The sequence below is a fragment of the ANME-2 cluster archaeon genome (genome assembly GCA_014237145.1).
Classification (GTDB): domain Archaea; phylum Halobacteriota; class Methanosarcinia; order Methanosarcinales; family Methanocomedenaceae; genus Methanocomedens_A.
Genome location: JAAXOC010000052.1, coordinates 1 through 20,455, shown reverse-complemented (window position 1 = coordinate 20,455; position 20,455 = coordinate 1). Strand labels below are relative to the sequence as shown.

The following is a 20,455-nucleotide window of genomic DNA, read 5'->3' as shown; positions in this document are numbered from 1 at the left end:
TACGTTTTCTGTTTGCATTCCTTCGTAATGCTCTTTGATTTCATCTTCTTCATCTTTTTATTTTCTTGCTATTTAAGTCAACGACCCCAGACGTCGCTTTGCTCTATCTGGGGAATCTGGAGGATGCTCAATAATTTTATTAAAATCTGAATAATTTATATTAAAAGTTCTTGAAAAGGAATACATTCTGGAATATTTAGATTTGAAGTAACTGATGCAATTGTAGACGGTAAAGCTTGACCATTAGGATTTTTAAATTCTTGTGCGATTGTTCTTAGGCGTATAAAATCACCGTCTTGAATAGTAAGTTCTTGTACAAAAACAACTGAACTTACTTTTTCTTTGTCTCTTAAATGAAAATCAACATCATTTTGGAGTGATTTTATATCAATTTGGTGATCTTGCGATAATTCTATAAATATAATTCCTAATTCACCATATTCTTCGATTTGACTCGAAGCTTTATACAAATTATCTCTCACGTCTGAGCTTCCTTTACCTTTTTTCTTACATTCAACTACTGCAGATTCACCATTTGAAATTATTTTAAACTCGGGAGTTTTAGCATCTTTTCTTTTTATAAATTCAACTTGGCAGTCTTTTCTTTCATAATAGCTAGCACATTTAAGTTCAAAATTGGTCTTTTCGAACCCAAATTGACGTAATTCCTTTATTTTTTCAAATATATTGTTTGAATCATCCGGCCTCCATAATTTTTCAAGATAATGAGCTATACTTATCACTCTAATATAATTCTCTGGTAATCCACTCCATAATGCTTCAGAAAGCGGATGAACATCCTCACTTTTAACTAGACGTTTATATTCACTATTTTTTATTTTTGTACCTGGAGCAAATTGCTTTAGAACCTTTTCATACCAATCTTTTCCCATCACTCTATGAATTATCCGAAGAGATATATCCAATTCAATTAAGTTAAATCTCTTTCCATAATCCTTAATTTGTTCATTTCTTCTGATTACCTCTTCAACTTCATATTTTTCAATTAATTTTATTTCACGGGCATTTAATAAAGTCGCATATCGTGAACTATCTATGCAAAATGCTAAAGCACAGATTATTACAGATTTTGATTTATCGATTTTCACAAAAATACTCTGGATAAATGAATGATTCTTAGGATTTTCTATTGATACGATGTTTGTTTGATCAAAATTGACTTTCAAAGGTATCAACTCTTTAAATATAAATTTGCTATTTTGATTACTTATTCTCATCATTAATCCGAATTTGTCAGCTAGTTTTTTCAATATCTCAATCGGTTGCAATTCATCAATTCGATCTATAAAATCAGGATATATTTTCAAAGCAAAATCCACAAAAGTAGTGCCTTCTTTAAGTTCACGAGTTGCAATTAATAAATAAGGCTTACTTTCCATTTTCACCATATGTTTCAGATAAAAAAGAACCTTAAAATCATCGCTTGAGGAAACACCAACTAGAGAACGTTCAATCTGAGACAGATTTAGTAGTTCTTTCTTATCAGGTTTTTTTAAGGCTTCATAAACATCATGGTTTGAAATATTGAATTTTCTTTTTGATTCATTATTAAATAAATCAGTGAATTGTATTTTCATTTACACCATTCTGAGTTCTAAAACATATAATTTAAACTTTATTGGTAGCAATTCAACCTACCAATTAAGCTACACTTATTACCAGGCGACCGCGTCGATATCATTTTGATAAACCTTCAGGTACTTTTCAATACTTCTGTACCCAATTGAAATAAAACCATCGAATTTATTTTTTTATCTAATCTATGCCTTAGTATTCGCCATCCCCTCTGTAGAAAAAACCACAAAACACCCCCTAGCCCAACCCCTTCCTCATCTCCTCCTCACCCTTCGCCTAACCAGCGAATCCCTTGCCGCGATCTCCTCAAGCACAGCCTCAAACCCCTCATCCGGCCCCAGCAGCCTGTCAAGATACACCCCAGTAACACCTACCTTCGCCCGCCTGTTCAATACCCTGATCCTCTCCTCAACAATATCCTGTCCCACCCCCATCTTCCTGGCTACCGAACCAGGCGGCAGGTCTGACAGGGGCGTTTCAACATGCCCCTCCGGCATCGGTTCAATCAACATCAGTTGTTTATCCACACCAGGAACACGATTATTGACCACATCTTCCAGCCCATCCGGCCCCAGTTGTCCACCAAAAGCATAAAAATCCAGTTCCCTAACAGTGGGCTCAACCAGCGGGAACGTGACCATAGTATTTCCTGGCAGGTAGATATGGGCCTTGGCAAGCCCACCCGGCGTGGCCTGTACCAGCTTCCTGCCAGTGATGCCATGTTCATCCAGCGCCAGTTCCACCATGAACGACCTGACAACCCCCGGAATAATGATATCGATATCGCTGCCTTGTGACACATCACCCCTGGCAAGACTGCCGTATACAAAGCTTTCAAATCCCGCATTCTGCAGGGAATACATCACACCGGCCGCCATTTGCCTGAGATCTTCCAGCAGTTCCCACTGCCCTTCCTCATAAGTGACAGTTCTTAGATGTCCCATGGTTGCGGTCTTACGGCGCATTCAATACCCAGGATTGCTTCCAATCCTTATAAAACACAAAGTCTAAAATGTAAAGCCCCAATAATACAGGCATGAAAATCATCTCAGTGACAGGTTACAAAAAATCCGGCAAGACCACCCTGGTTGAACAACTTGTACGGGAACTGGCCAAACGTGGCAGTGTTGGGACGGTAAAACATATGCCTGGTCATGACCTGAACCCCAGTGGCACAGATACACGACGGCACATGGATGCCGGTGCCAGGGCAGTACTGGGTGTAACCCAGTCAGGCACAGCAAAATTCATCCCTGGAACCGACCTTGGGAATGCCCTTGATGAACTGGCCAACAGCGGCATGGACTATGCAGTGGTCGAGGGGTTCAAGGACAGCCGCCTGCCAAAGATCGTACTGGGAGACCTGGAATTGCCGGATGAGGTGGCAAGGCTGTATAGTGCCTTTGACCTGGCAGATGAAGTACTTACAAACCTGCTAGACATTATAGATCAGCAGCTTGAATACCATACCCTGGACTCCCTCATAACAAAAGTGCGGCAGAACTCCAGGATCGCAGAAGCAGGAGCAATCGGAAGTTTTACAGGAATTGTAAGGGAAAAGACAGGGGACGTGGAAACAAAAAGCCTGGAATTCGAATCCTACGAAGAGGCAACTGGCAATAAGATCAGCCTCATCGAAAACGACCTGAAAGCATGTGAAGGCATCCTGGATGTCAGGATACATCACCGCGTGGGCAGGATAGAAGCAGGGCAGGATATCGTATATATCGTAGTTGCAGCCTCGCACAGGCAGCAGCTCTTCCAGGCCCTGTCAGATGCCATAGAGCGGGTGAAGGCAGAGGTTCCCATCTGGAAAAAGGAATACACAACCACAGGCGAGTTCTGGGTGCAGGACCACTCATAAAAAGATTTTTAATCTTAAATACCTTTATGGAGATGTGAAAAAATATGACATTATTTGGTACCAATGGAGTAAGAGGGATAGCAAATTCTGAAATGACACCCGATATGGCCCTGGACCTGGGACAGAGCCTGGGTACATATATGCACAGGCACAGCCTTGGCAGCAGGGTGGCAGTGGGCAGGGATACCCGCATCTCAGGGAACATGCTTAAGTCAGCTGCAATAGCGGGACTGCTGTCCACGGGCTTGGAAGTGGTGGATATAGATATACTGCCCACACCTGCGCTGCAGTATTATGTACGTGATAACGCAGATGCGGGTATAATGATAACTGCATCCCACAATCCAAGGGAATACAACGGCCTGAAGATAGTGGCAGGTGACGGTACCGAGTTTTCAAGAAAAGGCGAAGCAGAAGTGGAGCAGATATACTATGCCGGTGAGTTCCATGCTGCACAGTGGAATGAGACTGGCGGGTTTTCCATTGACCAGACAATCCCCAGGACATACATGAACGCGATCATTTCAAAGGTGGATGCCGGTGCCATTAGCACAGCAGGTTTGACAGTGGTAGTGGACCCTGGCTGCGGGGCAGGATGCGGAGTGACGCCCATTCTGTTAAGGGAACTGGGGTGTAAGGTTATAACCCTGAATGCCCAGCCAGACGGCACATTTCCCGGCAGGGCACCCGAACCCACAAGAGAGGAACTGGGTGACCTTATGAGTACTGTAAAAGCCGCCGGAGCCGACCTTGGCGTGGCCCATGACGGTGATGCAGACAGGGTGGCATTCGTGGATGAAAAGGGTGAGTTCCTTGACGAGGAAGACCTGCTGGCAATAATGGCCGGGTATATGCTCGAAGAGAAAAAAGGCAGCGTGGTCACCCCTGTAAGTTCTTCGCTGAAGGTGCGGGACGTGACTGAATCAATGGGTTGCGAACTCCTGTGGACAGCGGTCGGCAGCATAGACGTGGCCCGTAAGATGATAGAGACGGGTGCGGTATTCGGTGGTGAGGGCAACGGCGGCCTTATCTTCCCGGAATTCCAGTACTGCCGGGACGGTGCAATGACCGCAGCCAGGATGCTTGAGATACTTGCATCAGGCAGGAAGCTTTCAGAACTTAAACAGGGAATCCCCGAATACCACAATACAAAGAAAAAGATACATGTAAAGGACCCGAAACAGGTAGTTGAAATGCTATTGACCCGGGACCTGCATAAGGGTATTGGAAGTGCCGGAGATGTAGAGGGTGTCGGAGATGTCAAAGTGGACCGCACGGACGGACTCAAATTATGGTATCAGGATGGCTGGATACTGATCAGGCCCAGCGGAACTGAACCGCTGGTCAGGGTATATGCAGAATCCAGCACAGCCGGACGCACAGCCGAACTGGTAGAATATGGTATAAAACTCGTGGAATATAGTACAGAACTGTAGAAAAGGGTATGGAACTCATAGAATATGGTACAGGACTGTAGAAAAGGGTATGGAACTCATAGAATATGGTACAGGACTGTAGAAAAGGGTATGGAACTCATAGAATATGGTACCGACCTTGTGGAAGAGGCCGCCCGGAAAGTACGGTAAGAGGAGGAGTAACAATATGGATGTAGTAACAAAATATTATGTTGAAACAGACCTGCCCATTAAAGAAGCAGCAGGTGCCATTGCAGCCGAGCAGTCGACTGGCACGTGGACAGAGGTCAGCACCTTAAAGGAAGGTGACCCTGCACACCGGCTGGATGGAAGGGTACTGAAAGCTGAAGGTACCACAGTGGAGATCGGATTCCCTGTGGAACTGTTCGAACCCGGCAATATACCACAGTACCTCTCTGTCATTGCAGGTAACTTGTTCGGCCTGGGTGCATTAAAGAATATCAGGCTTGTTGATGTGGAATTTCCAGACGAACTGCTAAAGGCACATTCAGGGCCGCGTTATGGTATCAAGGAAGCCCGCAACATCCTGGGCGTGCATGACCGTCCCCTGGTAGGTACGATCATAAAACCAAAGGTTGGCCTGGACCCAAAGCAAACGGCACAGGTGGCATATAACGCTGCAATGGGCGGTCTTGACCTGATAAAGGATGATGAGACCCTGACAAACCAGCAGTTCTGTCCACTGGAGGAAAGGCTGGCAAAGGTCATGGATATGCTCGACAAAGCAGAAAACCAGACTGGGCAGAAAGTGTTCTATGCAGTCAACGTGACCACAGGGGCAGCGCAGATAGTGGACCGGGCACAAAAGGCAGTGGAACTGGGTGCCAATATGGTCATGGTGGACGTGCTGACATCAGGATTTGATGCATTGCAGGAACTGTCTGCCAATATTGATGTACCGATCCATGTGCACAGGACCATGCACGGTGCCATTACCCGTAACAAGAAGCACGGAATTTCCATGCTGGTAATATCAAAGCTGGTCAGGATGGCAGGCGGTACCAATCTTCATACCGGAAGCTACCATGGTAAGATGGATATTGATACTACAGAGAACGACCGCTGCCGGGATGCCCTCAGGGGTGAGTGGTCAGGTCTTAAAGGTGTATTTCCGGTTGCCTCGGGCGGCTTGAGCCCTTTGAACGTGGCACCAAACCTGGACGGCTACGGTACGGACTGTATTGTACAGGCAGGCGGCGGCGTACACGGACACCCGGAAGGTACTACCTCCGGTGCCAGAGCCATGCGCCAGGCAGTGGATGCATGGGTGGAAGGAACGTCTATTAGCGAATATGCCAAAAACCACCCTGAACTTGAAAAGGCGATTAAAAAATGGGGCTGATATTTATATATTATATCACATCATTTTATAACCATGTCATTTCATAACAAGAATATAATTACCAATTCATGTTGAGGTGAACTATTTGACATGCCCCTATATATCAGGTGTCTGGTGTAAACTGGACCCAAAATTCCATAAACCAAAGGCTGATGAACTGGAAATGTATTGCTCCAGCGATGATAACTACATCAATTGTCCTGTCTATGAAAAATACACGAGCATAGAAGGCAACGGCTGCATTTAAGAATGTCTTAATATTAATGACCATGACAGGATATGCCAGTGCCCCAGGCGCAGGTACGATAATTAATGCCATAGCTACCTGGAAAGGTTCAGCCTTCGGAATAGACTTAAAGACAAATGCAAAAGTCCGGCTAAATGATGATGATAAGATCACCGGGATCATTAAAGAAGGAGGTAACCCCGGACTTATCGAAAGATGCGTCGAACTGGTGTTTGAGCGTTTTGGTTACCAGGGCGGTGCCACAGTAACAACTTCAAGCGAGATACCTATTGCGTCGGGCCTCAAAAGCAGCAGTGCAGCTGCCAATGCTGCGGTACTATCAGCCCTGGATGCCATCGATGAAAGTATGGAACCCATAGATGCCGCCCTTATCGGTGTACAGGCTGCAAAGGATGCAGGGGTCACCATTACCGGTGCTTTTGATGATGCAGCAGCATCGATGCTGGGCGGTGTTGTGGTCACAGACAACAGGTCGTCAACCTTGATATTAACGGAAGAACTGGATTCTGAAGTAATGATCTATGTACCCCGGACACAGGCATACAGCTCACAGACAGATGTAGGGCGCTCAAGGCTGATCGCTCCCTGGGTGGATATGGCATACGAACTCTGCATCAAGGGCGAATATAGAAAGGCTATGACCTTAAACGGTTTCTTGTACTGCAGTGCACTGGGATTTGACCCTGAACCCATGATGATGGCACTGGAAACAGGCATTGAAGGTGTGAGTCTGTCAGGCACCGGTCCTGCATATACTGCATTGGCGAACGGGGAACAGGCTGGCGAACTGGCAGATGCCTGGTCGGCACTGGATGGAAAGGTTATAAGGACAAAGATAAATAATAGTGGTGCAAAGATACAAAGGTAGTGGTCCCTATGAAAAAACTTTCCGAAATTAGAATAGAGATTGAAAACATCGACATAGAGATTATCAGGTTAATAGGGAACAGGACTAACCTGGCAAAGGATGTACTTGAAGCAAAGAAACATGAAGATCTTCCTATCAATGATGAGAACCAGAATCAGGCAGTCATGGAAAGGGTTGCAAATATCGCCACCGAATGTGGCCTTGATTCAGGTGAGGTTAAAAAAATCTTTGGAATACTTATTAAGATGAGTATTGAGCGCCAGCATGAGCTTAGTGGAGAAGGCAACCTACCATAAAAAACCGCAACAATTATTGGTCGCAGCTATTTTATCAGGAATTTTATCAAGTCCCTGTCCAGCCGACTTTCACGTTCGAACTTATCAATGATCTGTTCGTCAGATAATCCTTCAGATCTTGCCGCTTTTACTTTCTCAAAAAATGCAGGGTTTATCTCATAATACTCGTTGATATCTTTTCTATGTCCCCATACATCCCCTTCCAGTAAAGCAACATTTTGCATTTTCAAGAACATCCTGGTAGAGTCTGAAATGGTTTTCATGAATGAACTGGCAACATGTATCGCCTTTAGTTTTGGGCACATGTTTGCCAGGATCATTATATCCTTATTTGACGGCCTGAATGTGAGATGTATCATCTCTTCATTTTTGTTCAGCGTATCAATTTCATCCTTAGAACTTACTACTCTAATTTTCATTTAATTCACAAATTACTAAACATCTTTATAATATTTAAGCCTTTACACTTCAGAACAAATATAATATTTTATTAAATTATTAAATGTTGATTATTAAATTTGTTTCCGTGATGTTATTAATCAGTAATATAAGTAATACCACGGCTGTCATGCACGGCAATAGAATATCCCTGCCTGGAATAATCCCTGATGGGTTCCCAATCCTCAAATCCTTTAAGGTTTTCTAATAACCTGGTCTCTTCAGTGATCTCCGCCAGAAGCCTACCCTTAAGCAGTTCGGCAAGCCTAATGGCATCCTCTTTTTTAATAGGATGTCCTACACCCCGGCATTCTGATACCTTTATATCGGGTTTTATAGCCTCATTGGTAAATGCCAGGAAGAACGGGTATGTGCTGCATATCCATGGTCTTTGCTGATATAACATGCAGGTATTGTCAGCCTGAATAAATATACAATCTCCACTGCTGTGCCTGTTAAGCACCCATTCAAAACAATGGAGGGTGCCTCTGTCGTCAGTGAACTGAGGTATTGATGGTTCACAAACCTCGTCCGGGGTCATTCCATGGGTGTCCACTATCATCTGTATCTCATCTGGGAACAGGATAACTGTGTTATCACCAGACCTGGCACGGCAGCATTCACCACACCTCATACATTCAAAACCTATTGAAACAACCTGCTTGGCCATTTCATTAATACTTAGCTTGTCTGCCATGGATTTTTTGACTTTCAGGTCACTGACAGCATCCAATATATTGAATCGCATGATCTTATCCCAATACAGAGGGTTTACCAATAAAGCGCAGGACTATCAGGATATCCTGGTATCAATTCAAAACGTGGAATAAAACTGTTTACCTGATCTTTTTAGCGGCCAGCTCGATGGCAGCGATCAAGCTATCTCTTGGCATTATTGTAGCAACCGGTATGGTGAGCACTTTTTCAACTGTTGGACTTACGATGGGGGCACATACCAGTGCCGTGGCCCCGTCCTGTTCTGCCCTTATGGCTGCCACGATCGCCTCTTCCATAGTCGTGGCCGAATATTCGCGGATGGTTATCAGCCGGCTGTCTATCTGCATCTTTTTCTCAATGATGCCATCAAGTACCGGCCTGGCCGCAATAACGGCAATAAATTCACTATGTTCAGCACCTTCCAGTTTCTTTATGGTTTTCACGATCTCCCTTACAGTCTTCATGTTGGAATCCCTGTGGCCCGATAGTATCTTATAGAGCGTACTGGCAGGTATTCCCGAAACTTTACTGAATTCTGCAGCAGTCATTCTCAGGTCATCCTTTATTACCCTGGATAAAGTTTCCTGGAACATCTCGTCTGATTCAAATGCTGCTTTAATAACTTTTTCTGCTGCGATCATTGCTTCACCTATTTATTTCCAGTTACGTTCAAGCGTTTATTAACACAATAGTATAAATTACCAATTTATTTAATACTTCTGTGCACAAAACAGCCGATAATTGGAAATGGTTATATATATACCATTCATGATTTTACATTAAAGAATAATAGAATCAAGTTACAGAGGTTTGGAAATGATAATACAACCATTGAAAATATTAGCCGCAATTCTAATAACCGGAATAATCCTTGTATCAGGATGTACGGCCCCCCAGGAAGATGAAGATGAACCGACCGGATTGACCGAACTTAGGTTCGGGTACCAGCCCAGTACTCACCAGATCGCATACATGGCCGCAGATGCCAATGGCTGGTGGCTGGAAGACCTGGCACCCTATGGCATTACATCCACCGAGGATAAACTGTTCGCGACCGGTGCCCCTGAAATGCTGGCCATGCTTGCAGGTGAGATCGATGTGGCTTATGTGGGGTCCACTCCGCCGCTGTCCGCAATAGACCAGGGACTTGAAGCAAAGATCGTAGCCGGGGCACAGACACAGGGTTCAGACCTGGTGCTGGCAAACGACCTGCCTTATGAGTCTCCACAGGACCTTATAGGTCTCAAGATAGCTACCTTCCCGCCCGGTACCCTGCAGGATACAGTGCTCAGGAAATGGCTTTTGGATAATGATATCGACCCGAAGGAGGATGTGACCATTCTAGGTATGGGCGGTGCACCTGCCATAACTGCACTGGCTTCAGGTAATGTGGATGCCGTATTCCTGCCCCACCCCAATCCCACTGTTATTGAGTCAGAAGGGTATGCCAGAGTAGTAGTACAATCCGGTGAGATGTGGCCCGATCATGCATGCTGTGTGGTACTTGTCACCCAGGAACTGATCGATGAGCACCCTGTCATTGTTGAGCAGATCATAAGGACTCATATCAAAGCCACCCGATATATTATAGATAATCCTGATGAAGCTGCCCAAATATTCTCAGATGATATCGGAGTGCCTTATAATATCTCAAGCAAATCCATACAGGACTGGGACGGAGAGTGGGTTAGTGATCCTAACATTGAACTGGCTACCGCACTGGAATATGCCAAAGTGCAGTATGACCTGGGATATACGGACAAACTGCTGACACAGGATGACCTGTTCGACCTGAGTTTCTACAATAAGATAATAGCTGAGATGGATGAAGAGTAAAGCTCTTCATCCATTAACCCCTTTTTTAGGTGCATGGTACAATCCATGGATATAAGGAGACGGATACTTGAAATTACATCCGTAGCATCTGCTATCATTATATGGGAGATCACTGCAAGGATCATCAATAAAAAATATATCCTGCCCAGTTTTTCAGAAGTAGGTGCTGCTTTTTTAGAACTTGTCAGTGAGGGCGAACTATACAGGGATACAATTACCAGCCTAAACTATTTTGCCATCGGGATGGGAGCAGCCATTGCAGTCGGTATCCCCTTAGGTATCATGATGGGATGGTTCAAGACCTTTGATAAGGCAGTTGACCCGATCATCGAGATAATACGCCCCATCCCGCCACTGGCATGGATAACTTTCGCCATCATGTGGTTCGGGCTTACAAAATATGCCGCAGGATTTGTTATCTTTGTGGGAGCGGTGTTCCCCATACTTGTGAACACCTACACAGGATTCAGGAACACACCAAGGGTCCTGGTGGAATCGGGAAAGGTACTGGGTTGTATTAAAAACAGGGACCTGATCTTCAGGATCGCCCTGCCTGCGGCCCTGCCTGCGATTGCAACTGGTGTTCGTGTGGGCATGGGAGTGGGCTGGATGTGTGTAGTGGCAGCAGAACTGTTTGCCGTAAGTAAATACGGCCTTGGCTGGAAGATATGGTTCTGGAACGATCTGCACCATATGGACATAGTGCTGACATATATGCTTGTGCTTGGCCTGATCGCATTGGTGATTGACAGGCTTTTCAGGTATATCGTACAGGAATGGTGGCTGAAATGGCAGACAGGGGTTGTTGTATAGAAGGATTATGCTATGCTTTCAATAAAAAACCTCAATAAAACATACCATACCGAGGAAGGCGACGAGGTCGTTGCACTATCAGATATAAACCTTGATGTGGCTGATAAGGAATTCGTCTGCTTCATTGGTCCGTCCGGATGCGGGAAGACCACACTATTAAGGATTACGGCAGGACTTGAGAAACCTGACAGCGGGACATTGACCGTGAACAATGAGCCCATAACAGGACCCGGGCCCGACAGGGGTATGGTATTCCAGGAATATTCATTGTTCCCGTGGAGGACGGTACTTAAGAATGTTACCTTCAGTCTCGAATTGAAAAAAGTCCCGAAAAGTGAAAGGGAAAAGATCGCAAGAAACTGTCTGGAACATGTTGGGTTGTCAAAGTTTGTTGACAGTTATCCCCATGAACTGAGCGGCGGCATGAAACAGCGTGTGGCCATTGCCCGTGCAATAGTGAACGACCCTAAAGTACTGTTAATGGACGAACCTTTCGGAGCAGTTGATGCCCAGACCAGGAACAGATTGCAGCATGAATTGTTAAATATATGGGAGAAGAAGAAAAAAACCGTGCTGTTCATTACCCACAGTGTGGATGAGGCCGTATTCCTTGCAGACAAGGTGGTTGTGTTCACGGCCAGGCCCGGCAGGATAAAGGAAGTGATCAGTATCGACCTGCCCAGACCAAGAGAAAGGACCAGTTTTGAGGCAAATGCGGTCCGGGAACATTTATTAGCTACACTGGGCGCAGAAATACAGGCTGCAATAGACTAATATATCCCAGGATAGTAATGTTTTCATTATTAATTTATTAAATTTTAAATTACTAAATTATTAAAATGGTGACTTCATGGAATTATCAGTCCAATCAATTGACATTAATGTAGGCAAACACAAGGTGGTATTAAACAACCAGGACGCAAGGGAACTGGGAGTAATGGCAGGGGACAGGGTCAGGCTCAAGGACCACGGGTACCTCACTGCCATTGTCGATACTACGGATGATATGATCAGCCAGGGTACTATGGGGGCATATCATGAGGTTATGGAACACATCGGCGGGACTGGTACCATTGATATCACACCTGCCACAAAACCTGCATCAGTCAGAACTATTAAGAAAATAATGAATGCCCAAAAGATCAGCCGTGAAGAAATCTACGAGCTGGTTGACGACATCGTAAAAGAGAATCTTAGCGATGTTGAGCTGGCTGCATTCATAACAGCAACCCACATGAACTGCCTGCCTGCCCAGGAGACCGAATGGCTGACCAGGGCAATGATTACTACTGGTGAGAAGATCGAGTTTGATACCCATCCGATCATGGACAAGCACAGTATCGGGGGTGTACCAGGGAACAAGATATCACTGCTTATTGTACCCATAGTAGCAGCTGCCGGTCTACTGATACCCAAGACCAGTAGCCGGGCTATTACAGGTGCAGGAGGTACTGCTGACCTGATGGAAATACTTGCCCCTGTAGAATTCCCGGCAGATGAGATCAAATCCATGACAGAGAAAGTAGGTGGTGTTATTGTCTGGGGCGGTGCCACAAATATAGCGCCTGCTGATGATAAACTGATCAGGGTGGAATACCCGCTGTCGCTGGACCCGAGCTGCCAGTTGCTGGCTAGTATCATGGCCAAAAAAGGTGCTGTTGGTGCCGATTGTGTTGTCATAGATATTCCTACCGGGACCGGAACCAAGATATTGAATGTGGAAGAGGGCAGGGCCATGGCCAGGGGTCTTATCGACCTTGGAGCCAGGCTGGGAATGCAGGTTGAATGTGCAATGACCTATGGTGCATCGCCTGTAGGCAGGACAGTCGGCCCCGGACTGGAGGTAGTGGAGGCCCTTAAAGTGCTGGAAACTATGCAGGGTCCAAACAGCCTTATCCAGAAAAGCGTGGGTCTTGCAGGTCTGTTGCTTGAGATGGGCGGTGCCACCGGTAAGGGGGAGGGTCGGAACATGGCCTATGAGATCCTGAGGTCAGGTAAAGCACTTGCAAAATTGCGCGAGATCATAGAGATACAGGGCGGGAACCCTGATGTTACTGTAAGTGATATTCCTATCGGGGACAAAACGGCACAGATAGTAGCCCCGACCAACGGATATGTAGTAGAGTTCCATAATAAACGCATTGTTGAGATCGCCAGGCTGGCCGGTGCGCCCAATGATAAAGGGGCAGGGGTCCTGATCCATAAAAAGAAGGGTGAGACTGTTGAGAAAGACGAGCCCATACTAACGATCCATGCCGAAAAGGAATGGAAGCTTACCAATGCTGTCAACAGTGCAAAAAAAAACCTGCCTATTATAGTGGAAGGGATGTTGCTGGAAACCGTACTGGGTCACAGTGAAATATAATCCGGCTTCCATGGATATGATCAAATTTCCATATAGAGATGGGATCAGGCTTCCATATATTCTGTCATTCTCTTTGAATGCTGGTCAACCAGGGTTGTCTCCAGTTTGAATGAATAAAAAAATATGACCGAACCTTCCGGGACATCATCCCATAGGTGGGTGTCCACACATTCCTTCCCGAACTCTTCCACAAGGCCCTGGTAAGTGGCCGCCTCTATCTTATCCACGTTTATAGCAAAATCTTCCAGTTGTTTTTTCTGGCTGTTTCTTACTCTGTAAACGCCTTTGTTGTAGAACAAAGGTGAGACTAATGTGCTGTTACCGTTCTGGAGCGTTTCGTCAATCTTATAAGAATCCAGCTCAATTATGTTACCTATCCTGGATATGTCAAGCTTTTCTTCCACGCTGGTACCTCCATAGAAATATTTGTCTATGTATATTATACAAATTCAATAGTTTTACACAATATATAAAATCATGCATTTTTATCCAGTATCTCCGAACAATATGTCCATATGAGATAGCCCCCTCTATCCTACATACAAATTAAGCTCCCCACAGCAGAGCAGAATGTCTGATAATTCAAAATTTCAAGAAAAAGAAACAAAATTAGACATTTAAATCAAAAAAGAAGGAATAAAATTATTACTGCCAGTAATTGTCGGACAGCCTGCAGAACTGTGGGGTATAACGAATAAGATAAATGAACCTAAAGAAAGTTGGTAAGTTATTCGATGATACTGTTTATCATGGTAACTTTTATTGTCTATTACGTTGTCTATAATTATTGAATATCCAAATTATATGGAGTGAAATAATACTATGTCTGAAAGAAAATATCTAATAGAATCTAGGCGTTATATCGGCGGTGATGGAAATACGACCTTTGACAGCTGGACTGCATCAGCCACGGTCATTGAAGTAAAACATGAAGAACAATACTTGGTATTCTTCCCGCTTGAAGGGGACTGTGCAGGTAAAAAACATAATATCCCATTCAGTAATATCCATATTGTACGTGAACTCTAATCTTTGATAAAGTCAAACGTTGCGACGGCACACCCAACTATAACAGAACTGTAGGTCACGATATGCCGTCGCATTGTAGTTTTTTTATCTCAATCGTTATACCCCGCAGCTCTGCTGCGGTTGGGACAAACCTAGTAACAACTTCTAACCTGAAGTACTTATTAACATATATGACCGAGTTAAAACATGCATGCCACTGTGTTTATAAAATTCGGTAACATGTGGTTTTTTGCATGAAAACGAAACTACAAAGCGATGGCACGTCATGCCCCGCAGCTCTGCTGCGGTTGGGTGTGCCATCGCAACGTTTGACTTGAAATCCAAAAGTTTCATTTGCTTGCAACCTTCATTTTCTCCTTAATCTTTTCTTTCCCTGATAACAGATCCAAATTCCCTTGATACTGATTTCCCAAGTTCGGCAGAAGAAAAACATACATCTTTTCGAACCATTTGTCCAAAAATTTAGAAAACCACAATCAATCGATACCATTCAATATCTAATGAACAAATTTGTTTTCAAAATCTACATGCGGAAAGTGAGAGTCATATTCATTACCAACTAGCAACTTTAATTATACAATGCGTTGTATCTAATTATTGTAAATCCAAATTAAATGGAGTGAAAAAATTACCATGTCTGAAAGGAAATATATAATTGAAACCAAGCGTTATATCGATGATAAAGGGAACACGATATTTGACAGCTGGACCACATCAGCCAAGATCGTTGAAGTAAAACATGAAGATCTATACCTGGTATTCTTCCCGCTTGAAGGGGATAATGCAGGTAAAAAACATTATATCCCTTTTGCTAATATCCATATTGTGCGTGAACTCTGATCTTAATAGGAATTACTTCCATATTGGATATTAGCTTTCTATTTTTTTCATATTACCGGATATTAGCTTAAGCTTTCTAATTAAGCCTCTGGCAAAACCCACATAACGTCTTTAAAACCATAAATTCTTCTTATCCCTAAAATTTACTTCTAAGCCCTTAGATTTACAAATTACTGAAAGCACTTGGTGCCCGATTAAGTCGTGTCTTCACACTTAAAAAGCTGTCAATGCCGTAATTAAAGCCGCAATGTTTGAAACCGAAACAAAATTCAGTTAAAGTGGAATGAAAGTTTCACTTGATGGGTTCTGGGCCGGATCGGCTATATACTAATCACCTATTTTCACTGCATCTATCCAGATGTCCTGTTTCGGGTCATAGAATTTATCATCCTGTAGATAATCCGGCACCATATCCACACCCAGCGTCAAATTTTCATCCCAGTAGGCAAGATCATCCTTCCCGAAATGCGACCCGTCCGGCCTTACATGTTCAGCCCAACAGGAAAACACATTGCAGACTTTAACAGACTGGCACTGTTCTTATTAGCTTTCCCCACATCATCTGCCGAATGTTCCCTGCCGCAGCCACCGGCAGGGTACCCGGAACCACCATTGATTCAGTTCCGCCTTGCCATCACAACAAGCGCAATCCCAAGCAGCGCACCCACCACCCCGAATCCGGGCGACCCCTGGGATGGGGGGTGGTCAGTGGACGAGGGGTCAGAAGTAGTACGGGTGGGGGCGGGGCCTAAGTATTGCTCGTCGAGGATGTAGGGATTGGCGATGGTGAAATCTATTGATTCGTAATCATCAACTGCTTTAGTAAATTGTACATAAACATTAATGGGAGCATTTCCATTAGTCCATTCACCTGTAGGAGCAATTATCCATGTATAAGTTTCTGTCCAACCTGGTTCTACATTCAAAGCATCTATGCGTTTATCAATTTCACTTGGACCAGATAACACTTGATATGACTTAGAAACAAGAGGATTATCTAAATATGTAGCAACATGACATTTTACCTTAGATGTTACTTCTACTTTTATTTCAATAGGTTCAGATGTTTTCAATTGAACATTTTCAACTGTAGCCTCTTTTCCATTAAACCATGCATTAACTGTTCCATATTCATTTTCAATCGGTTCAGCAATAACTAAATTTAAATTCGCAAATATAAACAACGTAAATATCAAAATCTTAATTTTCATCATTTCACATCCTTAAGTAAAAATATTTCCATAGTCTTCAGAATCTTCTGTGATACCACCCTCACGATCTCCAATTAATTTGTTTGGTGGAACAATCATGAACGTTCCAGTAGTGAAACTAAATTCTATTGGCAAATTATCTCCCACTGGTAACAAATTTGAAGGGTCATATACTGGTTGCCTTTTTCTAGTATAAATCTGCGCCTCATGCCCGAACATCGGGTTCGGATGTACCTCATTATCTGCATCCACAACTGTAAACCCATCGATCCGCCCCTCCACATTGATCATCCAGCTATTGAACTGCACCACATAATTGGGCGGCGGCAACACAGGCACACCAGTAGACCCAAAAAAGCACACATTCCGCACACCCAGATTAATCAACTGCTTACCGTCGTCAGAATCCTCGAAAAGATAATCCGGCTCCACATCCACACCCAGCGTCACATTCTCCTCCCAGTACGCAATATCATCCACATCATACTTCGTCCCATTGTCTCGCACATGTTCTGCCCTCATGGTCAGCCCAATAGGAAAACACAGCGCAGACTTTAACAGACTGGCACCGTTATTATTAGCTTCACGCACATCCTCTGCCGATTCATTGAATTTCTCATCTATCTGCCCGTCGATGTTCCCTGCCGCAGCCATATACTGCTCATCCACCTGGTGCAGCACCTCATCCACATACCACTCCCGCACATGGCTGATGGTTTTAGCACTGCAACTGGAATACTTACTACCATCATGATACCTTGCCTTATCCACATACCTGCTCTGGTTCGCCTCGATCTTGTTCGTAAGGTCAATAGCAGTTGCCCGCATGGCATCAGCAGGATTGGGATACTCCATATAATTAATGTCCGGGCTCAGGTGCACATCACTTCGTATCTGCCCGGTGATCTTATCCACCGCACACCACGCCTTAACCCACGTTTAGAGCATGTGCACCCGGACCCGGGCCGCATAGCATCGGCAGGGCACCCAAAATCACTATTGGTTCAGCTCCGTCTTGCCATCACCACAAGCGCAATTCCAAGCAGCGCACCCGCCGCCCCAAACCCTGGCGATCCCTGTGATGGGGGCTGGTCAGTGGATGAGGGGTCGGCGGCAGTGCGGGTGGGGGTGGGGCCAGAGTAGTGTTCATTATGGACCACGATATTGGCTGCTGTGAATTTAAATGGATAGCCTTCTTTCTCATCTCGATCATAGAAGGTAAAAGCAATATTTAACGGAATAGTCCATCCTGCGGCTTCATCTGTTGGCCGCACAATCCATTCGAAAGTAACTGTTTCACCTGCGTTATGATCAAATTCCCTGGCAGTATCAGTAAATTCACTTGAACCTTTAATCACTTCAAATGGTTGATCTACATTTTTATAACCAAAACCTGAAGCTGAAAGGGCTGTGGAAACATCAACGTTTTTTTTAAGGTATACTACTGCTTTAATAGTGGCTGGCTCGCCCACTTTTAATTCAGCATCATAAACTGTACATTTTTTGTCATTAAAATATACTGAGCCATTGGCCAACTCATTTTCAAAAGCACTAACATTACAAGTTAAGTAAATCAACACAAATAACAACATTATTTTATTAACTAATTTCATATTATCCATCCTTCGTTTATTGCTCCTATCGAGTTTTCAATAGTTCCACCTTCACGTCTATCACCCACCCCTTTTGGACCTGGAGGGACAAAAATAAAAGTTCCGGTAGTAAATTCAAATTCAATTGGATCATTGTTGCCTACAACTGATCCAGTAGCTGAATCACGAATATCTCTATAATCTTCTCTTGAAAATATCTGTGCTTCATGCCCAAATATTGGGTGTGGATGACATTCATTATCAAAATCATATAATTGAAATTGATAGAATTCCCCTTTTACCCGGATCTTCCACATATTAGTAGTTACTACCCAGGCTGTACTGGGCGATGGCGGCAAGACCTGCTGTCCGCCATTTTTTAGAGGAATTGTATTTAAGGCAACATCAGCAAAAGCATTGATATTTTGCAGCGAAAGGGGAATGAATGTCTCACTTGATGGATTCTGGGCTGGATCGGCTATATATTTATTATTTATTTCCACTGCATCTATCCAGGTGTCCTGTTCAGGGTCATAGAATTTGTCATGCCGGAGGTAATCCGGCACCATATCCACACCCAGCGTCACATTCTCATCCCAGTAGGGAAGTTCATCCATCCCATACTTCGTCCCATCATCCATCACATGCTCTGCCCTCATGGTCAGCCCTATTGGAAAACACAGTGCAGACTTTAACAGACTGGCACCGTTATTATTAGCTTCCCGCACATCATTTGCCGATTCGTTGAACTTGTCATCAATCTGCTCGTTGATGTTCCCTGCCGCACCATTATACTGCTCATTCACCTGGTGCAGCACCTCATCCACATACCACTCCCGCACCTGGCTGATGGTTTTAGCACTGCAACTGGAATACTTCCCGCCGCTATAATATCTGGCCTTATCCACATACCTGCTCTGGTTCGCCTCGATCTTAGCAGTCAGGTCCAGGGCCGTTGCCCGCATGGCATCAGCAGGATTGGGATACTCCATATAATTAATGTCCGTGCTCAGGTGCACATCACTTCGTATCTGCCCGGTAATCTCATCCACTGCATCCTGTGCCTCTCCTGCCAGCCAGCCCGGTGCTATCACATTAAAAGTCCTGGCATCATAATTATCGCCATCCAAACCCATGTTCTTAACATTTGACTCAATGTTGAGGTCAAAGGTATCGCTCTTATAGCTGTCATATGCTTCTTTTAGACTGGTGTCAGTATGTGTGGCTGCATATTCCACATCCTTCGAAGTATATGCGTCCTCAATATCATTGCCTGTGGAAATGGTTGTTCCGGCATAATTCAACGGAATAGAGGTCACTGAATTCTCCTTTGCCTTCAGTGTAACAGTTACTCTATCCTCCCTGGTATCAATAGTCGTAATCTCATTATGTTCGGTACGGTAGCACGTATCCATATATGTTTCAGTACAGGTATCAGGATTACCCTCAGAATCAGTACACGAAACTTTCCTGGTCTTCTCGCATGCATATTCCACTTTATAATAATGCCGCCATACATGCTCCCTGGTCCATGAAGCCTCCCAGATCTCACCGTAAAGATTTCCAGGAACATATGCATCCCTCGGAACAGTCCCCACCTGGCTCATATTATCAGGTTCACCCCAGCTATCTGTCGAGTGATCACTCTCATACCCGTCATGGTTCCCGAGTACAGTTGTCACTTGCCTGTCAATTCCAGTGGCAAGAGTTGTTGAATATACCTGGGGAATGATGTCCTGTATCTGGCTCCTCACCGCAGATCCGTCAGGCATTGAATCATTGTTGAGAAAATCAGTGATCGGCGTGGCATTATAATCAATGTGCAGCGCCGCATCCAATGCTTTTGTGGCATTGTCGATGTCCCCTGTGGACATGGCAGCATCGGCGTTGGGATCGACCTGGTAACTGCCATTGACCAGTTCGGCACTGCTTAAGAATTCGGCCATGTCAAGTTCTTTTTTGCCT

23 protein-coding genes are annotated in these 20,455 nt (G+C 44.4%); 12 read left to right on the top strand and 11 right to left on the bottom strand.

Going from position 1 to position 20,455, the window contains the following annotated elements; genetic code table 11:
* Positions 1 to 155: 155 nt before the first annotated feature.
* Positions 156 to 1,598, bottom strand: coding sequence for a hypothetical protein (locus tag HF974_07055; protein MBC2698087.1), 1,443 nt, complete (start codon positions 1,596 to 1,598; stop codon positions 156 to 158).
* Positions 1,599 to 1,850: 252 nt separating this feature from the next.
* Positions 1,851 to 2,561, bottom strand: a complete 711-nt coding sequence (locus HF974_07050) for a nucleotidyltransferase (GenBank protein MBC2698086.1) — start codon at positions 2,559 to 2,561, stop codon at positions 1,851 to 1,853.
* A 71-nt stretch (positions 2,562 to 2,632) separates the two neighbouring features.
* Here HF974_07050 and HF974_07045 point away from each other — a divergent pair, with 71 nt between their 5' ends.
* From HF974_07045 to HF974_07020, 6 genes are all read left to right on the top strand, one after another.
* Positions 2,633 to 3,460 (top strand): molybdopterin synthase, encoded by an 828-nt coding sequence (locus HF974_07045; GenBank protein ID MBC2698085.1) that lies wholly within the window; start codon positions 2,633 to 2,635, stop codon positions 3,458 to 3,460.
* A gap of 44 nt (positions 3,461 to 3,504) precedes the next feature.
* Complete coding sequence (glmM, locus tag HF974_07040; protein MBC2698084.1) at positions 3,505 to 4,896, top strand: phosphoglucosamine mutase; 1,392 nt, start codon at positions 3,505 to 3,507, stop codon at positions 4,894 to 4,896.
* 166 nt (positions 4,897 to 5,062) lie between these two features.
* A complete protein-coding gene (locus HF974_07035; GenBank protein ID MBC2698083.1) occupies positions 5,063 to 6,238 on the top strand; it encodes a ribulose 1,5-bisphosphate carboxylase in 1,176 nt (391 codons plus the stop codon).
* A gap of 85 nt (positions 6,239 to 6,323) precedes the next feature.
* The gene (locus HF974_07030; protein ID MBC2698082.1) at positions 6,324 to 6,485 is read left to right on the top strand and encodes a hypothetical protein; all 162 of its coding nucleotides are present in this window, start codon (positions 6,324 to 6,326) and stop codon (positions 6,483 to 6,485) included.
* 16 nt (positions 6,486 to 6,501) lie between these two features.
* Positions 6,502 to 7,353 (top strand): shikimate kinase, encoded by an 852-nt coding sequence (locus HF974_07025; protein MBC2698081.1) that lies wholly within the window; start codon positions 6,502 to 6,504, stop codon positions 7,351 to 7,353.
* Positions 7,354 to 7,361: 8 nt separating this feature from the next.
* On the top strand, positions 7,362 to 7,649 hold the full coding sequence (locus tag HF974_07020; protein MBC2698080.1) for a chorismate mutase: 288 nt from the start codon (positions 7,362 to 7,364) through the stop codon (positions 7,647 to 7,649).
* Positions 7,650 to 7,675: 26 nt separating this feature from the next.
* Here the strand turns inward: HF974_07020 and HF974_07015 are convergent, their stop codons facing one another.
* From HF974_07015 to HF974_07005, 3 genes are all read right to left on the bottom strand, one after another.
* Positions 7,676 to 8,068, bottom strand: a complete 393-nt coding sequence (locus HF974_07015; protein ID MBC2698079.1) for a DUF1699 family protein — start codon at positions 8,066 to 8,068, stop codon at positions 7,676 to 7,678.
* 116 nt (positions 8,069 to 8,184) lie between these two features.
* Positions 8,185 to 8,835, bottom strand: a complete 651-nt coding sequence (locus HF974_07010) for a YkgJ family cysteine cluster protein (protein ID MBC2698078.1) — start codon at positions 8,833 to 8,835, stop codon at positions 8,185 to 8,187.
* Between the two features lie 88 nt (positions 8,836 to 8,923).
* Complete coding sequence (locus tag HF974_07005; GenBank protein ID MBC2698077.1) at positions 8,924 to 9,445, bottom strand: transcriptional regulator; 522 nt, start codon at positions 9,443 to 9,445, stop codon at positions 8,924 to 8,926.
* Between the two features lie 175 nt (positions 9,446 to 9,620).
* Between HF974_07005 and HF974_07000 the strand changes: the two genes are divergently transcribed.
* The 4 genes from HF974_07000 to HF974_06985 all read left to right on the top strand — a co-directional run bounded on the left by HF974_07000 (position 9,621) and on the right by HF974_06985 (position 13,818).
* Positions 9,621 to 10,640 (top strand): ABC transporter substrate-binding protein, encoded by a 1,020-nt coding sequence (locus HF974_07000; GenBank protein MBC2698076.1) that lies wholly within the window; start codon positions 9,621 to 9,623, stop codon positions 10,638 to 10,640.
* A gap of 33 nt (positions 10,641 to 10,673) precedes the next feature.
* Entirely contained in the window at positions 10,674 to 11,453 is a 780-nt protein-coding gene (locus tag HF974_06995) for an ABC transporter permease (GenBank protein ID MBC2698075.1), read from the top strand.
* Between the two features lie 12 nt (positions 11,454 to 11,465).
* A complete protein-coding gene (locus tag HF974_06990) occupies positions 11,466 to 12,227 on the top strand; it encodes an ABC transporter ATP-binding protein (protein MBC2698074.1) in 762 nt (253 codons plus the stop codon).
* A 76-nt stretch (positions 12,228 to 12,303) separates the two neighbouring features.
* The gene (locus HF974_06985; GenBank protein ID MBC2698073.1) at positions 12,304 to 13,818 is read left to right on the top strand and encodes an AMP phosphorylase; all 1,515 of its coding nucleotides are present in this window, start codon (positions 12,304 to 12,306) and stop codon (positions 13,816 to 13,818) included.
* Between the two features lie 44 nt (positions 13,819 to 13,862).
* Here the strand turns inward: HF974_06985 and HF974_06980 are convergent, their stop codons facing one another.
* Positions 13,863 to 14,222, bottom strand: coding sequence for a hypothetical protein (locus tag HF974_06980; protein MBC2698072.1), 360 nt, complete (start codon positions 14,220 to 14,222; stop codon positions 13,863 to 13,865).
* Between the two features lie 418 nt (positions 14,223 to 14,640).
* Here HF974_06980 and HF974_06975 point away from each other — a divergent pair, with 418 nt between their 5' ends.
* Positions 14,641 to 14,847 (top strand): hypothetical protein, encoded by a 207-nt coding sequence (locus HF974_06975; GenBank protein ID MBC2698071.1) that lies wholly within the window; start codon positions 14,641 to 14,643, stop codon positions 14,845 to 14,847.
* A 633-nt stretch (positions 14,848 to 15,480) separates the two neighbouring features.
* Positions 15,481 to 15,687 (top strand): hypothetical protein, encoded by a 207-nt coding sequence (locus HF974_06970; protein ID MBC2698070.1) that lies wholly within the window; start codon positions 15,481 to 15,483, stop codon positions 15,685 to 15,687.
* 327 nt (positions 15,688 to 16,014) lie between these two features.
* Here the strand turns inward: HF974_06970 and HF974_06965 are convergent, their stop codons facing one another.
* The 5 genes from HF974_06965 to HF974_06945 all read right to left on the bottom strand — a co-directional run.
* Positions 16,015 to 16,197 (bottom strand): hypothetical protein, encoded by a 183-nt coding sequence (locus HF974_06965; protein MBC2698069.1) that lies wholly within the window; start codon positions 16,195 to 16,197, stop codon positions 16,015 to 16,017.
* Positions 16,198 to 16,304: 107 nt separating this feature from the next.
* Entirely contained in the window at positions 16,305 to 16,898 is a 594-nt protein-coding gene (locus tag HF974_06960) for a sarcinarray family MAST domain-containing protein (GenBank protein ID MBC2698068.1), read from the bottom strand.
* Between the two features lie 12 nt (positions 16,899 to 16,910).
* Entirely contained in the window at positions 16,911 to 17,813 is a 903-nt protein-coding gene (locus HF974_06955) for a hypothetical protein (GenBank protein ID MBC2698067.1), read from the bottom strand.
* 89 nt (positions 17,814 to 17,902) lie between these two features.
* Positions 17,903 to 18,511, bottom strand: coding sequence for a sarcinarray family MAST domain-containing protein (locus HF974_06950; GenBank protein MBC2698066.1), 609 nt, complete (start codon positions 18,509 to 18,511; stop codon positions 17,903 to 17,905).
* On the bottom strand, positions 18,508 to 20,455 hold a 1,948-nt coding region (locus HF974_06945; protein MBC2698065.1), incomplete at its 5' end, for a hypothetical protein. The genes HF974_06950 and HF974_06945, both read right to left, overlap by 4 nt.

Coding starts and splice junctions, on each gene's coding strand:
- HF974_07035 (MBC2698083.1), top strand. CDS start 5,063: ATGGATGTAGTAACAAAATATTATGTTGAAACAGACCTGCCCATTAAA.
- HF974_06950 (MBC2698066.1), bottom strand. CDS start 18,511: ATGAAATTAGTTAATAAAATAATGTTGTTATTTGTGTTGATTTACTTA.
- HF974_07055 (MBC2698087.1), bottom strand. CDS start 1,598: ATGAAAATACAATTCACTGATTTATTTAATAATGAATCAAAAAGAAAA.
- HF974_07005 (MBC2698077.1), bottom strand. CDS start 9,445: ATGATCGCAGCAGAAAAAGTTATTAAAGCAGCATTTGAATCAGACGAG.
- HF974_07020 (MBC2698080.1), top strand. CDS start 7,362: ATGAAAAAACTTTCCGAAATTAGAATAGAGATTGAAAACATCGACATA.
- glmM (MBC2698084.1), top strand. CDS start 3,505: ATGACATTATTTGGTACCAATGGAGTAAGAGGGATAGCAAATTCTGAA.
- HF974_06985 (MBC2698073.1), top strand. CDS start 12,304: ATGGAATTATCAGTCCAATCAATTGACATTAATGTAGGCAAACACAAG.
- HF974_06970 (MBC2698070.1), top strand. CDS start 15,481: ATGTCTGAAAGGAAATATATAATTGAAACCAAGCGTTATATCGATGAT.
- HF974_07000 (MBC2698076.1), top strand. CDS start 9,621: ATGATAATACAACCATTGAAAATATTAGCCGCAATTCTAATAACCGGA.
- HF974_07025 (MBC2698081.1), top strand. CDS start 6,502: ATGACCATGACAGGATATGCCAGTGCCCCAGGCGCAGGTACGATAATT.
- HF974_07015 (MBC2698079.1), bottom strand. CDS start 8,068: ATGAAAATTAGAGTAGTAAGTTCTAAGGATGAAATTGATACGCTGAAC.
- HF974_06960 (MBC2698068.1), bottom strand. CDS start 16,898: ATGAAAATTAAGATTTTGATATTTACGTTGTTTATATTTGCGAATTTA.
- HF974_07010 (MBC2698078.1), bottom strand. CDS start 8,835: ATGCGATTCAATATATTGGATGCTGTCAGTGACCTGAAAGTCAAAAAA.
- HF974_07050 (MBC2698086.1), bottom strand. CDS start 2,561: ATGCGCCGTAAGACCGCAACCATGGGACATCTAAGAACTGTCACTTAT.
- HF974_07045 (MBC2698085.1), top strand. CDS start 2,633: ATGAAAATCATCTCAGTGACAGGTTACAAAAAATCCGGCAAGACCACC.
- HF974_06990 (MBC2698074.1), top strand. CDS start 11,466: ATGCTTTCAATAAAAAACCTCAATAAAACATACCATACCGAGGAAGGC.
- HF974_06975 (MBC2698071.1), top strand. CDS start 14,641: ATGTCTGAAAGAAAATATCTAATAGAATCTAGGCGTTATATCGGCGGT.
- HF974_06995 (MBC2698075.1), top strand. CDS start 10,674: ATGGTACAATCCATGGATATAAGGAGACGGATACTTGAAATTACATCC.